Here is a 15,459-nt window from a genome sequence, read left to right on the forward strand (position 1 = left end):
AAGCATATGCTTAATGATCAATTTGGTCGGCAGTTTAACTATTTGCGCCTCTCAATAACCGATGTATGTAATTTTAGTTGTAGTTATTGTTTACCAAACGGGTATCAGTGCGATACGCCGCGTAATTTTTTAAATAAAAACGAAATTAGCACGCTTGTAAATGCGTTTGCAGAGCTAGGTACTAAAAAAGTACGCATTACAGGTGGCGAACCGTGCTTGCGAAACGACGTAACCGATATTATAAAGCTTTGTAAAAACACGCCCGGCATAGAAAAAGTAGCCATTACTACCAACGGCTTTAATTTATTAAAGAAAATTGATGAATTTGCAGAAGCAGGGCTTGATGCGCTCAACGTCAGTATTGATAGTTTAAATCCGAGTATGTTTAAACTCATAACAGGGCACGACAAACTTAACCTTATTTTAAAAGGAATTGAACGCGCGGTAGAGCTGGGAATAAAAGATATAAAAATAAATGCGGTGCTTGCCAAGCAGTTTAATAAAAACCAATTGAAGGATTTTTTAGCGTGGGTAAAACACCACAAAGTTACGGTGCGCTTTATAGAACTAATGGAAACAGGTGACGGCGCAACCTTTTTTGAAGAAAACCACTTAAGTGGACAAACAGTTAAAGCCCAATTACTCGACCAAGGTTGGTTACAAGTTGTGAGGGGGAAACTAAACGGACCCGCCGAGGAATTTTGTCATCCTGATTACGATGGTCGTATTGGTTTAATAATGCCTTACAGCAAAGATTTTTGTAAAAGCTGTAATCGCTTAAGGGTATCGGCGCTGGGTAAATTACACCTATGTTTATTTGCCGAGCAAGGAATCGATTTACGCGAGCTACTCAACGAGGACGATACTGCAGCGACAGTAAAGGCTATTCGAGCTGCTACGGGCAATAAAGAAATAAGCCATGAGCTAGATAAACGCTTAACAGGCGCGACAACTCACTTAGCGATGTTAGGCGGCTAATATGGAAGTAAAAGCAAAGCGAGATTTTACAGGCGTTGTGCTTGCTGGTGGTAAGTCATCAAGAATGGGCACAGACAAAGCCGATTTAGTTTTAAAAAATAAAACGCTATTGCACAATGCGTGTGATTTATTAAAAGACGCAGGCGCTAAAAATTTACTTATAAGTCGCAATGTTACAAATCCAGTCAAATCATCGAGCCATTACTCGCCGAGCGATTATCCCTCAGAAAAGTACATTAAAGATATATACCCAAACAGTGGACCCCTTGGTGGAATTTACTCAACATTAATAGCCACTGAGCACGACTTACTTATTACTGCGGTAGATATGCCTCTACTTACGAGTAGTTTGTTAAGCACAATTGTGCTGGCTTCTCAGTCAAATAACGTACAAAGTGTGAGCAATCAATTAAATCAGTCACAAATACATGCTTGGCACTTTGAAAATGAACCACTACCGCTGTATATTCGTAATACAAGCAGTGTAAAAAATCATTTAAAACACATACTCACAAACGCAAACAGTCATAAATCAATAAAACAGTTTACCCAAAGCATTGGTGTGCAAACGCTTTTATGTAATAAAGCGCATGCATTAATAAACACCAATACACCGGCGCAATTTAAAGCTGTAAATGAGCATTTTGACAAAAGCATTAACTTATTGAGAAAAACATTATGAGCCACACAAGCGAGTCACAAATACCTTTAAACATTGCCGTACTTACAGTAAGCGACACGCGCGATGCGATTACCGATACTTCTGGTCATTACTTAATTAAAGCGCTAACTGAGGCGGGTCATCACTTAGCGGATAAAGAAATTGTAAAAGATGATGTTTACCAAATGCGCGCTATTGCATCGCAGTGGATAGCCGATGACACCATTCACGCTATTTTAGTGACTGGCGGTACAGGTTTTACCGAGCGCGATTCAACACCTGAGGCATTTGCGCCGCTGTTTGATAAAAGCGTAGATGGCTTTGGCGAGCTATTTAGACATATATCGTACGGTGAAATTGGTAACTCAACTATTCAATCTCGTGCATTGGCAGGACTTGCTAACAACACGGTTATTTTTTGTATGCCAGGCTCTACAGGCGCATGCAAAACAGCATGGACAGGCATTATAAAAGATCAACTTAACTCAATGCATAAACCGTGTAACTTTGCACCGCACATTACCATTGGTAAAAAGTGTGAATCGCGTGAGCAATAGTATGCTGAGCCACGTTGACGAAAACGGCCAAGCGAATATGGTTGATGTATCGCTCAAAGACGTAACCTTGCGCGATGCCTCAGCTGAAGCATTTATTAGCATGAGCAAACTTGCCTTTGAACAAGTAATGCTTAATCAAAACAAAAAAGGCGATGTGTTAGGCGTGGCACGTATTGCAGGTATTCAAGGCGCTAAAAAGTGCGCCGATTTAATCCCGCTTTGTCATCCGCTTGCACTTAGCAAAGTCGCTGTTGATTTTGAACTTGATGAAGCAAACAGCCAAATTAAAATAACCAGCTACTGCAAACTTGCCGGTAAAACTGGGGTTGAAATGGAAGCGTTAACAGCGGTATCTGTGGCTAGCCTTACTTTGTTTGATATGTGTAAAGCAGCCGACCCACTAATGGAAATTAGCGGTATGCGCGTTACTCAAAAAGCTGGGGGAAAAAATGGCAGTTGGCAACGAGATTAATCCAAACAATGTTATATCTAGCGCCCAAAATGTAGAGTTATTGTTTTTTGGGCAACTAAAAGAGCGGTTAAAGTGCAGTAAATTAAGCCTTGAGATTACGCAGCCGCTTACTATTTCAGAGCTTAAATTAAGATTAGTGAGCCAATACCCGCATTGGCAACCGTGGCTGGAAGAACGTGAGCTACTTGCAGCGCTTAACCAAACGATGTCATCAAGCGATGAAATAGTCAAAGCAGGGGACGAGCTTGCCTTTTTCCCACCGGTTACAGGTGGCTAATGAGCATACATATTCAAGTACAAACTGATGATTTTAATGTAGGTGACGAGCACAATACGCTTTGTAGTAATAACAAAAGCGATGGCGCGGTTGTCACCTTTACAGGTTTGGTAAGAGAGTTCAGCAGTGGCGATAACGTTATTGCTCTTGAGCTTGAACACTACCCTGGTATGACCGAGCAACTACTGCAATCTATTGCTGAGCAAGCACAAACACGCTGGCAACTTGCCCGCATAAGTATTATTCATCGAGTCGGCTATTTAGCGCTTGGTGATCAAATTGTATTTGTAGGCGTTACTTCCCGCCACCGCCAAGCCGCGTTTGAAGGCGCACAATTTATAATGGATTACTTAAAAAATCACGCCACATTTTGGAAAAAAGAACATTTCAAAGACTCATCAAATTGGGTCGAGTTTAAACAAAGTGACAAACAAGCGCTGGGTAAGTGGGAGTCTTAATGAAAATAATCTCTACCAATATTTCCAAAATAAAAACGGTTGTGCATAACGGCAAAGAGGTTAAAACCGGTATTTTTAAAACACCAACTAATGAGCCTGTTGTTATTGAAAAACTAAATATAAAAGGTGATGAGCAAGCCGATTTAGTTAATCACGGCGGAGTTGATAAAGCGGTGTATGCGTTTTCGAACAATCATTATGATTATTGGAAACAAACCCTCGAAAATGATGATTTAGCAGTAGGTGCCTTTGGCGAAAACTTCACAATTTCTGATCTTGATGAAGCAAATATACACATCGGCGATCATATTCGAGTGGGAACGGCATTACTTGAAGTAAGCCAGCCGCGTGTTCCTTGCTTTAAACTGGCAATTGCCCTTAATAATAAAAATAGCCTTAAACTGTTTACGCAGCATTATTGTACTGGCGTGTATTTTAGGGTACTGGAGCAAGGCGTTGCAAAAACGGGTGATAGTGTTGTTATCGAACAAAAATCGACGCACGACATATCAGTTAAAAAGCTGTTTCAGGCGTTTTTTGATAAAAAATACGTAGGTTACGAAGACGTGCTTTTAGAGGCATTAACGTTACCAGCACTTGCTTTAGAATGGCAAGAGAAGCTAAAAAAGAAGTTGTCTATTTAAAGAATATTGCCACTAAAAGCAACTCAAATGTATAGCACACCTAGCAAAAAAGAGAATGCCTGCTATAACTAAGGTTATAAAAAACATAATAAAGTTAGCTGGCGGCTAATAATAAAGCAGGTCTCTATATGAATATCTCTAAAAAATTGATGCTGATTGTAGTATTAACAATCACAGAGGTGACTATTACGGTGTATTCTGCTTTTGAAATAGCAAAAGGGGCTAAGTTTCATCAACTTAATTTTCTTCATTTGAAGTATGTTCATCAATTAAGCAAAGTAGTAAAAAATATACAAAAAAATACCCCTATTGATATAAATAATATTGAATCAGATATTCTGCAAATAAAAGAGCAGCCAACAAGATGTGTTGATGAAATTAATTATTTTAATCATGCAATTATGAAAGCTATCAACACTGATCATGCATTAACAATTTGTAAAAATGACATTGAAATAGCAAATAAAGCGCTATCATCAATTGAGCTTTACAAAAAAGGTAAGCTTAGTCGAGACGATTTTTTATCTACCCTGAATGTCTCACTTGATGGCTTTAATCAGCATTCTGAACAGTTTGAAGCACCCATCAACAAGACCGTGTCGTTTATATTAATGACACTGATCCCACTTGTTATAATTATATCCCTTTTTAATATTATTCTAATCAGTTACCTGTCACGTACCATATCTAGCTCTATACGCAATTTAACCATTCTTTTAGCTAGTAAACCTGAAGATAGTACTAATTTAGATGACGAACTTGATAAAAATACCACGGGTGAATTAAAAGCATTAGTAATAGCAGCAAGACAGCGTATCAAAGATGATTTATTAAACATAGAAAATAGTATCGAGCTAAAAGCTATTGTAAACAGCCAAACAGCTTCTTTGCAGCAGGCAAATGATGAACTGGCTCAGTTCGCTTACAGAGCATCACATGATTTAAAGTCACCGTTATCGGGCGCTAAATCTTTGGCCCAATTTGTTATTCAAGATATAGAAGCTGGTGATATTAAAGAGGCCTGTCAGAATGCGAAAATTATTTATCAACAAATGGAGAAATTAGAAACACTTGTTGTTGATATTTTGTTATTAGCAAAAGCAGATATAGGTAATGAAAACGAAGAATTAATTGATTTTAATCAGTTAATTACTGATATGGAAGAACGACTGGCTTGGTTAGTGAAAGATAATCCTTGTACATTAACAACGAATATTAATTTATCGACACCTATCAAATCAGAAAAAGCGCGTTTTGCTCAAATCATCGAAAATTTGATATCAAATGGGTTGAAATATTACGACACAAATAAGGATGCGCCCTATGTTCACTGCGATATTTTTAACGAACAAGAGACGTTCAATATTACCGTTACCGATAATGGGATTGGAATACCTGATAAGCATCAAAGCGAAGTGTTTGATATGTTCAAGCGATTTCATGTTGAGACGAGTAGCGGCTCAGGTTTGGGTATGGCACTAGTTAAAAAACATATAGAGTATTTAGATGGAGAAATATCATTGCAAAGCTCTAATAGCGGTACAACATTTAAAATAACAATACCTATGGATAAATTAAGATGAAAAAAGTAAAACCACCTATATTAATTATCGATGACAATGAAATTGATCGGTATATCCTTAAAAGATTAATAAAAGAAGCTAACTTAGAGCTTACCATTTTTGAAAAAAGATGGTCAAGAGGCATTAACATTTCTCGAAAATTATGAAGCGAATAAAAAAGAACACCCAGATGGCTTTCCCCCAATATTGATTTTTTTAGACATTAATATGCCCAGAGTTAATGGTATTCAATTTTTAGATGAGTTTGCCAAGCTCAGGAAAGTCATTGAAATAAGTTCTTGCGTAGTTATGATGTTCAGCTCATCAGAACGAGAAGAAGAGAAAAAAATTATTATGGCGCATGATTTTGTTAAAGGCTATTTAGTTAAGGGAACTTTTAAAGCTGAAGATCTAAAAGAGAAGGTACTGTCTGTCATTGGAGCGCCAATACAGGGAGATTAAAAATTATTACGATCTCAATATATTCTGAGTTTATATTGAGTGAAAATAGAGTTTTAGGTGTTTTTCGGTTTAGCAAAATACAGCCTCTGTTATTTTATTTTGACGATTTCAATATAGGTAATATTTCTAGATTGAATCGTCGGCGTTCTTAGTGAGTAATAAGTCTATGTCGTTTGCAGGCATGGGCCTTGAAAATAAAAAGCCTTGTAAATAGTCTATCTCTAATTGTTTACATAAATTGTGCTGTGCTTGGGTTTCAATGCCTTCGGCGACAATATCAAAATCTAATTTTTTAAGCATCAGAGACAACCCTTCAATTACTCTTAGTCGTTTCCCTTTTTCACCATCAGATGATTGCATGCTTTTATCTAACTTAACAATATCAATAGGGTAAGATATCAGGTGAGATATGGATGAATAGCCCATACCAAAATCGTCCAAAGCAATTCTAAAGCCATTATTGGATAAGGTGGTTAATATATCAGTAACTTCTTCGTTATCTTTGATAAAGGCTGTTTCAGTTATTTCTAAAATTATACTATTAACATTCACATCATATTGCTTTACAGCTGCGAGTAAATAAGCGAGCAATCCTTCACTCTGAAGCTGTATCGGGGAAATGTTTATTGATAAATTTAGCGGAATTTTAAAACGAGTTTGCCATAATGATAATTGCTGTAGAGCTGTTGAAATAATCCACTCGCCAAGCGTCACAATTAATCGGCATTCTTCCGCAATGGGTATAAATTCATCAGGAGTATAACTAATATCGGAATCTGGCCAGCGAATTAAAGCTTCTACACCTGATATTTTTTGCCGTTTAGAGCAATAAACAGGTTGGTAAAATATTCGAAAATTTTCTTGTTCTAAATTTTCTTTAATTTTGTTTTGAATATCAACGCGACGACTAAACTCGTATTGATATTGTTCTTTATAAAAACTAATTTTTGCTTTACCGTTTTGCTTAGAGCGATACATTGCAATATCAGCACATTTAAGCAGTTCATGTGACTCCGTCGCATCTTGAGGATATATAGCACTGCCAATACTCACACTACAGTTAATCGTTCTACCATTATGTAAAAATGGCTCAGAAACATTAGCTAATATCCTATTTGCTATCATACCTATTTGATTAATATTACTTATACCACCAATAATAACAGCAAATTCATCTCCCCCTAATCGAGCAAACCCTTCGTCTCTTCTTAGGCAGTGGTTAATTCTTGTTACAGTTTGTATTAAAATCTGATCGCCAACATTATGCCCTAATGTGTCGTTTATATGTTTGAAATTATCTAAATCCAATGCCAAAAGCGCGACACTATTTTTAGTCCGTTTATTATTGGCAATCATTACTTTTAATATTTCTTCAAAATGGTATCGGTTTGACAAACCCGTTAGCTGATCCCTTTCTGCCATATGCTTTACAGCGAGGTAACTGTCATGCATGCGTTGTTCAGCTTCAAATCGCTTTTTAGCGTATATAAGTGCTTTATTTAAACTACTACGTGTAATATCACCCTTAGGTAAAAAATCTTGTGCGCCGGCTTCTATACACTCAATTGCGAGGGTTGAGTTCTCTGATGAACTAATCATAATTATTGCAGTATTACCAAGTTTTGGCTTTGCTCGCATTTCAAGAAGCATTTCGATACCATCTTCTTTAGGCATATTATAATCGAGTAGTATTATGTCAAAATGCATACTTTCAATGGCATTTAAACCTTCTTTAACACATGTTACTTCAGTAATATCATGAAGTTGAGAGCCGTCTGAAATAAGCATCTTTTTAATTAACTTACGATCTACTAAGTCATCATCAACTATTAAAATATACATAAGTTCCTTAAGGGTTTAGCACTATGCCAATACTCATCTTTAATTAATAAAACAATTTTATTGCTAAATTTTTGGCCAAAAAATAGTAAATGTACTGCCAAGCTTCCCATCAGATGCTACTTCAATCTTACCGCCATAATTAATAATGAGTTTTTTGCTACACAAAGGCCAATACCACTGCCCTCTACGTCATCACGAGATCGCAGAGTTTGAAACAATTTAAAAATGAGTGAAAAATACTTTGGATCTATTCCAGGACCATTATCTGTTATTTCAATAAGATAATAATGATGAGAAGGCCGTAGAGAAACGTGTATAACACCAAGCTCTTTATCGTTATGTTTTATAGCATTACTAATTATGTTTAAAATGACTGTTTTGAAGGGGACTACTGGTATGTTTAATAATTTATCATTTGCATCTATATGAACAGTTACTGTTTCGGGGATCTCTAAACATTCAGCGATTTCAAGATAAACATTTTCTAAAGACAAGTCAGAGCGGGTAGAATCACAGCGATCTACTCTCGAATAGCTCAGTAAATCTTCTAGTAATACCTGCATTCTATTAGTGCGATTAATTACTAATTGAAAGTTTTCTAAATGCTCTTCAGGAAGCAGATCTTTACAGTCATCCGAAATCCACTCTAATAAACGCTTAATTGCATTTAATGGCGATTTTAAATCGTGAGAAGCAATACTGGTAAACTCGTCAAGTTCACTGTTTGCTTTTTGTAATTTAGATATTAAATTTTCTTTTTCAGCTATGTCTCTGCACACACCTAAAATATAATGTTTACCAGACTTATCTTCAAAGCGTTGTTTTATAGTTTCTACAGTAATTTGCATGCCATTAGGGATAGCTAAATTTTCGACTGTTTTACTAATGCCGCAATTTAAAGCAATTTTGTCTTGCGCTAAAAATGCTGTAGCCGCATCTTCTTCGTAGTGTTCAATTGTAGTAAAGCCGATTATTTTGTTTTGCATTTCTTTTGGATAACTATTTTTGAAGGCATCATTTGCGTATACAATTTTAAAGTTTTCGTCCTTTATAAAAACAAAATCTCTATTTAGCTCAGAAATCATTGAATGCAGTTCAGCATCTTTTTCTTTTTTAAATATAAAGTTAAGTTTAAGTAGTTGATTTACAATGTTTTTTTGTATGGTAGCTAATATCGTTTTATCTTTTTCTGTAAATGCGGACTCACTTTTTCGTTCAAATATCAACCAGCCCAATTTTAAGTTCGATGGTAAAATAATGAGTGATATAACCCTACGCATTTTGGAGTTTACATTTAAGGGAGTATTAAAAGTGCTTTTTGAGTTACCCTCGATAATAGATTCATTAAATACTTCACTATTTAGCGCCTCTGCGGTTATGGCTATTTTCGAACCATATTGGTACAACTCAATTTGACCCTGTGGTGAATTTGCAATAATAGAGCATGCAGTAGCATCAAAAACATTTAAGATTAGTTCAACAATGTGATCTAAGTTTTTTTGAATGTCGTTATCAACAAAAAAATTCGAATCTGTTGCTAATATATTCTCAATATAGCGTCCTACATTAGGCATTAACACTTCCTTCAATCTAATCACTTAACTAGTACCTGTTGAACTTTCATGATTGAAATTTGTTCAATCTAAGAGCTGTTTAATCGTGGCGCGAGGTTTGTAAGCTAGTGGGCTCGGCAACTGCTCCTGCGTACTCTAATGGCTTACACCACTGTAAGAATAAGTAAAAACCGAGCAACAAAGAGTCAATCACCCTTGGGTAGCGCATATTTGGCATTTATTCTGCGTTATTGCCTATTTTTGGGAAGTAACCACACTACATAGGCTCTGCCTTGCTTAAATACCAAACAGTTTGCTGCCAATTCAACCTCGAAAGATGAACAGGCCTTAATATAAAATGTCCTTACATAAAAACGCTATGTAACAAGCAATTAACTTATTGTAGTTGATTATTACGAGTTTGCTTAAATAATCTATTTTTATAAATTAACTTTTTAAATTAGAAGCTTACCTAATTTAAATACACCGTGTTTTAGGTTTTTAAAAGCAATTACACAGGCATTTCAAAATGCGGTTTAATAAAGTGAGTGATTCATTGCTTTATTAATTGTAATGTATAAAAATGGAATTAATGATTTAAGGAAAAAGATGTCAATTCAATTTACTTACGACGCAATTCAGCGTTTTCATTTTATAGAGCTTATTATTTACTGGGAGGGACGTTTAACAACAAACCATATACAACAACACTTTCAAATAAGCCGCTCTAGCGCCTCAAAATACATTCAAGATTATCTAACGTTTTTTCCTAACTTCTTAATCTATAACAGTTCAAAAAAAGGGTATGAAGCAAGTAATAAATTTGTTTCAAAACATGGTTTAAATGACTTAGGCACTTACTTAAAAGTGACTCAGCAAAGCATGACCAGCCATTTTTATAATAACTTCACCGCCATGGTATCGCCACTTGCTCCTATAGAGCCTAGTAAAGTATCAGAGATTTTAAATGCACTTAAGCATAAATATCGGATTGATGTAGGGTACGCCTCGGTATCCAGTCCTGAATTTGAATCACGTATAATAAGCCCGCACAGTTTAGTATTTGATGGAACACGTTGGCATGTTCGTGCATATTGTGAAAAAATCGCGACTTTAGAGACTTTGTACTAACACGGTTTAACGGTGAATGCGATATAGAAGGCCGTGCTGAGTTTGACCAAAAAAACGACACGTTATGGCAAAAAATATTACACGTAAGCATAGAGCCAGATCCACGACTAACCCCCAATAAAGCTCGCATAATAGCACTTGATCACCAAATGGTTGAACACCCTAGTGGGCAATACAAGCGTGTTATTAAAACGCGCGCAGCCTTATTGCTTTACCTTTTAAAACAACTGCGTGTAGATAGTTATCAAGCAAATCCAGAGGCTCAGCAAATTATATTAAGTCCGTATTGTTTAGCCCAGCTACAGCCTTATATGCCTTAATATAAAACAAAATTTAACCATAATTTTCTTATTAAAAACCTGCCTAAAAACGCGACAGGTGATAAATACACAGTGTTGCTCAAAAGCTAAACAAACTATAAATTTAATGGAATGAAAAAAAGGACAGCCACATGGACGATTTTAGCCCAAGCAATTTAAAAACAATTTTGCACTCAAAACGTGCCAACATGTATTACCTAGAATATTGCCGAGTAATGCAAAAGACGGGCGTGTTTTATACCTCACAGAAGCTAAAAACGAAAATCAGTATTTTAATATTCCTATTGCTAACACCACAGTTTTACTGTTAGGCAACGGCACATCAATAACCCAAGCCGCCATGCGCATGCTGGCGCAAGCGGGAGTACTTGTTGGGTTTAGTGGTGGCGGAGGCACACCGCTTTATATGGGCAACAACATAGAATGGTTAACGCCCCAAAGTGAGTACCGCCCAACTGAGTATTTGCAAGGTTGGATGAGCTTTTGGTTTGACGATAAAAAGCGCTTAGCCGTAGCCAAACAATTTCAGCAAGCACGCATAGAATACCTCAACAAAATTTGGAATAAAGACCGCAGTTTAAAAAGTGAAGGCTTTACAACCCAAAATAACAGCATTGAAACGGCCTTAACACGCTTCAACGAGCGGATGCTCGTTGCAACAAAGCAATCTGAACTGCTATTAACTGAAGCACAGCTTACCAAAGCTTTGTATAAGTTTGCCGCCAATATAACCAAGGCAGAAGGCTTTACGCGCCAACACACCTCAACCGACCTTGCGAACGACTTTTTAAATCATGGTAATTATTTAGCGTATGGCTTAGCCGCCAGTTGTTTGTGGGTGCTGGGTATTCCCCATGGTTTTGCTGTAATGCATGGTAAAACCAGACGCGGAGCGCTTGTATTTGATATTGCCGACCTAATTAAAGACGCCATTGTACTGCCTTGGGCATTTATTTGCGCACAAGAAAACGCCACCGAGCAAGAATTTAGACAACAAATTTTACAAGCCTTTACCGACAACAAAGCACTCGACTTTATGTTTGATCAAGTAAAAGAAGTAGCACTGCAAACAGAGCACAAAACAGGTGAAAACCAATGATGGTCACTTTTGTTAGCCAATGTGAAAAAAACGCCTTAAAAAAACGCGCCGCGTACTCGACGCATTCGCAAATCGTATAGGCGACAACACATGGCAAACCCTCATCACAGAAGATGGCTTATTCACTGTAAAAAAATGCTACGCCAAACCGCCAGTAAAAGCACCGCAGTGAGCTGCCATTGGATACGCTCAAGATCGAGAAGTCAGCTTTTATGGGTAGTGGGGAATAAATTAAAATTTAATGCGCAGGGTATTGTGCCGGTAAATTATACTAAGCTAGAGCTTTCTCATAAAGAATGGGAAAACGGCTGGGAATTAAACGAAGCAATAATGTTGGCCTCAAGCCTTGCTGGCTTATTTCATGATTTTGGTAAAGCAAATGATTTATTTCAACAAAAGTTAGCTGGTAAAACACAATCAAAATCTGAACCATATCGTCATGAGTGGGTATCGTTAAGATTGTTTGAAGCCTTTATTAAAGAGTTAACCGACCAAGAGTGGTTAACAAAGCTACTAAAAATTAATCAGCAATCAAATGCTACTCAGGCTGAAAATAAAATACACAAAATATTATTTAAAGATAACGGAAAACATCAAAACCCGTTTAATTCTTTTGGCGATAATACACAGTTTGGAAAGCTAGTTGCGTGGTTAATTGTCTCGCACCATCGTTTACCTTACCCGCAAGTTAACCCAGTTAAGTTAGACGAAGCTGAACATTGGCTAACCAAGTGCTTTGATTGTCATTGGAATTCTAAAAATGCAGAAAATTTGACTGATATAGAACCATCAGTAATTAATGCTAATTGGCGTTTTACTCATGGCACGCCGCTGTTGAGTAAAACATGGCAAAACAAAGCAAGTGAAATTGCAAAACGAGCATTGAGTTATCATAAATTATCTAAAAAAACAGATTGGCTAAATCAACGTTTTGTTAGCCATTTATCAAGATTATCACTCATGTTAGCGGATCATTATTATTCATCTCTTGAATTAAAAGATTCAAAAATGAAATGGCGAGATAATAGCTATCAAGCTAACGCCAATACAGATAGAAAAACAAATCAGTTAAAACAAAAATTAGATGAACACAATATTGGGGTTGCTCATAACGCTTTTTTATTTGCTAAAAACTTGCCTGCTTTAAAATACACCTTACCAGCATTAGCCCAACATAGACTTTTTTCACAAAGAGCTAAAGACCGTAAATACCAATGGCAAGACAAAGCGTTTAAAGCGTCAAAAGAGTTTGCTAAAACCAGTGAAAAACAGGGCTTTTTTGGTATTAACATGGCATCAACAGGGTGTGGTAAAACCATGGCAAATGCACGAGTTATGTATGCCTTAGCAAATGAGCGCGAAGGTTGCCGATTCTCAGTTGCTTTAGGTTTACGTACTCTAACCTTACAAACCGGTGATGCATATCGAGATTTACTCAAATTAGGTGATGATGAACTCGCCGTTTTAATTGGTTCTAATGCTGTTAAGTTACTACATCAGTTAAATAAAGAGGACGGGAAATTAGCAAAGCCCGATCATGGCAGTGAATCAGCACAAGACTTTTTTGAACAATTATATGTCAGTTACGAAGGGCAAATTTACGACGGACGTTTAAAGCATTGGTTAAAGGGCAATCCCAAATTAGAGCAGTTAATCAGTGCGCCTATTTTGGTCAGTACAATCGATCATTTAATGCCAGCGACAGAAAGTAAACGAGGCGGTAAACAAATCGCGCCTATGCTGCGGTTATTAACGTCAGACTTGATTTTAGATGAACCCGACGATTTTGGATTAGAAGACCTACCCGCATTATGCCGATTAGTTAACTGGGCAGGTATGTTAGGCTCTCGGGTTTTATTATCATCGGCAACGTTACCACCTGCGCTTATCAGTGCTTTGTACGACGCTTATGTAGCAGGTCGTAAACATTATAACCAAGCTAATTTTCCACATAATAGCAATACAGGTATTGTTTGTGCTTGGTTTGATGAAAACAAAAGTGAAGTTGAATTAATAAATAATAAAGAGGGATTCAAACAAAAAAATAACATATTTATTGAATCACGATTAAAAAAATTAACGGCGAACAGCAAAGTATTACGTAAAGGAAAGATCGTTAATATTGAGTTGCCTGACACGGATAATAGTGACTCAGCAGATCAAAATTTAACAGGTCAAAATATAGATGAGAAAAATAAGCAGGTATTTCAAAATGTGGCAGATACCATTCATCAACAAATTTATGAATTACATAACCAACACCATGTAACACATAGCAGCGGCAAAAAAGTATCTATTGGTGTGGTTAGAATGGCTAACATTAACCCGATGATTGCGGTTACAAAAATACTGTTAGCTATGCCGCCAAGGGCTAACTATCAATTTCATTTTTGTATTTATCATTCACAGTTTCCATTAGCGTTACGCTCTTACAAAGAATCTCGCTTGGATAAAACATTAACTCGCTATGATGAACAAGCGCTTTGGCAACAACCTGAAATTGCCAAAGCATTAAAGGCTGATGAACTAAATAAAATATCGGCAGACAATCATGTGTTTATTGTATTAGGTACGTCAGTGGTAGAAGTTGGACGAGACCATGATTACGATTGGGCAATTGCTGAGCCTAGCTCGCTACGTTCAATTATCCAGTTAGCAGGCCGTATACAACGCCATAGGCAAGTGCCACCAACCAATGCAAATTTGGTGGTACTTAATCAAAATATACGCGCATTAAAAGGTGAAAAAGTGGCTTACTGTAAGCCAGGTTTTGAAACAGCAGAACTCCCTTAACAGTAAAGACTTAAATGAATTATTAACAACAGAGTTAGATAATATTTCAGCAATACCAAGGATTGTTGAGCCGAAAGAAATAAAAGCCGACGATTTTAAAAAATCCAAAAAAGATAACCTCGTTGCTAACGCTACTAATTTGTTTTCAATACAAGAGCATAGGTCTCTAAGAATAACATTAGATGTAATGGGAGAAGATTTAAAACATAAGGTCTTCTATAACAGCCCCAATCCCGCATCTCTTTGGTGGAATGAAAACCCTGCTATTGATTGGAGTGCTGAATTTATTCGTCAAACTGAGTTTAGAAAATCACAACCACAAGAAGAATTTATTTTACGCTTAGAAGAAAGTGAAACATTAACGTGGAGTCAAATTGACGATACCCGCTACCCACCAGTGTATTTAGAGCAAAGCAATCGCTTTATAGATGAAAACCAATCGATTGAATTAGCCCAAGGCAACCATTGGTGGTTTAACTTAAGCGTTGAAGAAACCTATCAAATTTTTGCAGATAAAGTAGATAAAAGCTTGCAACAAGTAAGTGAAACCTTTGGTGTAATAGGCTTAAGAGAGCCGAATAAAGAGCAAGATCAAGAATTAAATTGGCACTGGCACGAGCAGCTAGGTGTTTTTGATATTAAGTAAAAGG

13 protein-coding genes and 2 pseudogenes are annotated in these 15,459 nt (G+C 36.7%); 13 read left to right on the forward strand and 2 right to left on the reverse strand.

Annotated elements, in window-relative coordinates:
• Positions 1–6 precede the first annotated feature (6 nt).
• From moaA to P4S71_RS16300, 9 genes are all read left to right on the forward strand, one after another.
• Positions 7–978 carry a GTP 3',8-cyclase MoaA gene (gene moaA / locus P4S71_RS16260; protein WP_337151017.1) on the forward strand — a complete coding sequence of 324 codons (972 nt, stop codon included), beginning with the start codon at positions 7–9 and terminating at the stop codon, positions 976–978.
• A 1-nt stretch (position 979) separates the two neighbouring features.
• Positions 980–1,660 (forward strand): molybdenum cofactor guanylyltransferase, encoded by a 681-nt coding sequence (locus tag P4S71_RS16265; protein ID WP_337151018.1) that lies wholly within the window; start codon positions 980–982, stop codon positions 1,658–1,660.
• Positions 1,657–2,196, forward strand: a complete 540-nt coding sequence (moaB, locus tag P4S71_RS16270; protein WP_024607910.1) for a molybdenum cofactor biosynthesis protein B — start codon at positions 1,657–1,659, stop codon at positions 2,194–2,196. Before P4S71_RS16265 ends, moaB begins: the two co-directional genes overlap by 4 nt.
• A 1-nt stretch (position 2,197) precedes the next feature.
• A complete protein-coding gene (gene moaC / locus P4S71_RS16275; RefSeq protein ID WP_007375236.1) occupies positions 2,198–2,668 on the forward strand; it encodes a cyclic pyranopterin monophosphate synthase MoaC in 471 nt (156 codons plus the stop codon).
• A complete protein-coding gene (locus tag P4S71_RS16280) occupies positions 2,646–2,945 on the forward strand; it encodes a MoaD/ThiS family protein (protein ID WP_096793303.1) in 300 nt (99 codons plus the stop codon). Before moaC ends, P4S71_RS16280 begins: the two co-directional genes overlap by 23 nt.
• Positions 2,945–3,403, forward strand: coding sequence for a molybdopterin synthase catalytic subunit MoaE (moaE, locus tag P4S71_RS16285; RefSeq protein WP_337151019.1), 459 nt, complete (start codon positions 2,945–2,947; stop codon positions 3,401–3,403). The genes P4S71_RS16280 and moaE overlap by 1 nt, the downstream gene beginning before the upstream one ends.
• Entirely contained in the window at positions 3,403–4,047 is a 645-nt protein-coding gene (locus tag P4S71_RS16290) for an MOSC domain-containing protein (protein ID WP_337151020.1), read from the forward strand. Before moaE ends, P4S71_RS16290 begins: the two co-directional genes overlap by 1 nt.
• Before the next feature lie 128 nt (positions 4,048–4,175).
• Positions 4,176–5,630 (forward strand): sensor histidine kinase, encoded by a 1,455-nt coding sequence (locus P4S71_RS16295; protein WP_337151021.1) that lies wholly within the window; start codon positions 4,176–4,178, stop codon positions 5,628–5,630.
• Positions 5,631–5,729: 99 nt separating this feature from the next.
• A complete protein-coding gene (locus P4S71_RS16300) occupies positions 5,730–6,071 on the forward strand; it encodes a response regulator (protein WP_337151023.1) in 342 nt (113 codons plus the stop codon).
• 126 nt (positions 6,072–6,197) lie between these two features.
• Here the strand turns inward: P4S71_RS16300 and P4S71_RS16305 are convergent, their stop codons facing one another.
• Both P4S71_RS16305 and P4S71_RS16310 read right to left on the reverse strand, forming a co-directional pair.
• Positions 6,198–7,913, reverse strand: a complete 1,716-nt coding sequence (locus tag P4S71_RS16305; RefSeq protein ID WP_337151024.1) for a two-component system response regulator — start codon at positions 7,911–7,913, stop codon at positions 6,198–6,200.
• Positions 7,914–8,029: 116 nt separating this feature from the next.
• Positions 8,030–9,487, reverse strand: a complete 1,458-nt coding sequence (locus tag P4S71_RS16310; RefSeq protein ID WP_337151025.1) for a PAS domain-containing sensor histidine kinase — start codon at positions 9,485–9,487, stop codon at positions 8,030–8,032.
• Between the two features lie 588 nt (positions 9,488–10,075).
• On the opposite strand from P4S71_RS16310, the gene P4S71_RS16315 reads away from it, so the two are divergent.
• The 4 genes and pseudogenes from P4S71_RS16315 (at position 10,076) to cas3f (ending at position 15,455) form a co-directional block, all read left to right on the forward strand.
• The gene (locus P4S71_RS16315) at positions 10,076–10,597 is read left to right on the forward strand and encodes a WYL domain-containing protein (RefSeq protein ID WP_337151026.1); all 522 of its coding nucleotides are present in this window, start codon (positions 10,076–10,078) and stop codon (positions 10,595–10,597) included.
• Between the two features lie 149 nt (positions 10,598–10,746).
• The gene (locus P4S71_RS16320; protein ID WP_337151027.1) at positions 10,747–10,917 is read left to right on the forward strand and encodes a hypothetical protein; all 171 of its coding nucleotides are present in this window, start codon (positions 10,747–10,749) and stop codon (positions 10,915–10,917) included.
• 131 nt (positions 10,918–11,048) lie between these two features.
• Positions 11,049–12,016: pseudogene (gene cas1f / locus P4S71_RS16325) on the forward strand (type I-F CRISPR-associated endonuclease Cas1f).
• Positions 12,013–15,455, forward strand: a pseudogene (gene cas3f / locus P4S71_RS16330) (type I-F CRISPR-associated helicase Cas3f). The pseudogenes cas1f and cas3f overlap by 4 nt, the downstream one beginning before the upstream one ends.
• The last annotated feature ends 4 nt before the right edge of the window (positions 15,456–15,459 follow it).

Source organism: Pseudoalteromonas sp. B62 (assembly GCF_037162565.1).
GTDB classification, from domain to species: domain Bacteria; phylum Pseudomonadota; class Gammaproteobacteria; order Enterobacterales; family Alteromonadaceae; genus Pseudoalteromonas; species Pseudoalteromonas fuliginea.

Coding starts and splice junctions, on each gene's coding strand:
- moaA (WP_337151017.1), top strand. CDS start 7: ATGCTTAATGATCAATTTGGTCGGCAGTTTAACTATTTGCGCCTCTCA.
- P4S71_RS16265 (WP_337151018.1), top strand. CDS start 980: ATGGAAGTAAAAGCAAAGCGAGATTTTACAGGCGTTGTGCTTGCTGGT.
- P4S71_RS16295 (WP_337151021.1), top strand. CDS start 4,176: ATGAATATCTCTAAAAAATTGATGCTGATTGTAGTATTAACAATCACA.
- P4S71_RS16305 (WP_337151024.1), bottom strand. CDS start 7,913: ATGTATATTTTAATAGTTGATGATGACTTAGTAGATCGTAAGTTAATT.
- moaB (WP_024607910.1), top strand. CDS start 1,657: ATGAGCCACACAAGCGAGTCACAAATACCTTTAAACATTGCCGTACTT.
- moaC (WP_007375236.1), top strand. CDS start 2,198: ATGCTGAGCCACGTTGACGAAAACGGCCAAGCGAATATGGTTGATGTA.
- P4S71_RS16280 (WP_096793303.1), top strand. CDS start 2,646: ATGGCAGTTGGCAACGAGATTAATCCAAACAATGTTATATCTAGCGCC.
- P4S71_RS16290 (WP_337151020.1), top strand. CDS start 3,403: ATGAAAATAATCTCTACCAATATTTCCAAAATAAAAACGGTTGTGCAT.
- P4S71_RS16310 (WP_337151025.1), bottom strand. CDS start 9,487: ATGCCTAATGTAGGACGCTATATTGAGAATATATTAGCAACAGATTCG.
- moaE (WP_337151019.1), top strand. CDS start 2,945: ATGAGCATACATATTCAAGTACAAACTGATGATTTTAATGTAGGTGAC.
- P4S71_RS16320 (WP_337151027.1), top strand. CDS start 10,747: ATGGTTGAACACCCTAGTGGGCAATACAAGCGTGTTATTAAAACGCGC.
- P4S71_RS16315 (WP_337151026.1), top strand. CDS start 10,076: ATGTCAATTCAATTTACTTACGACGCAATTCAGCGTTTTCATTTTATA.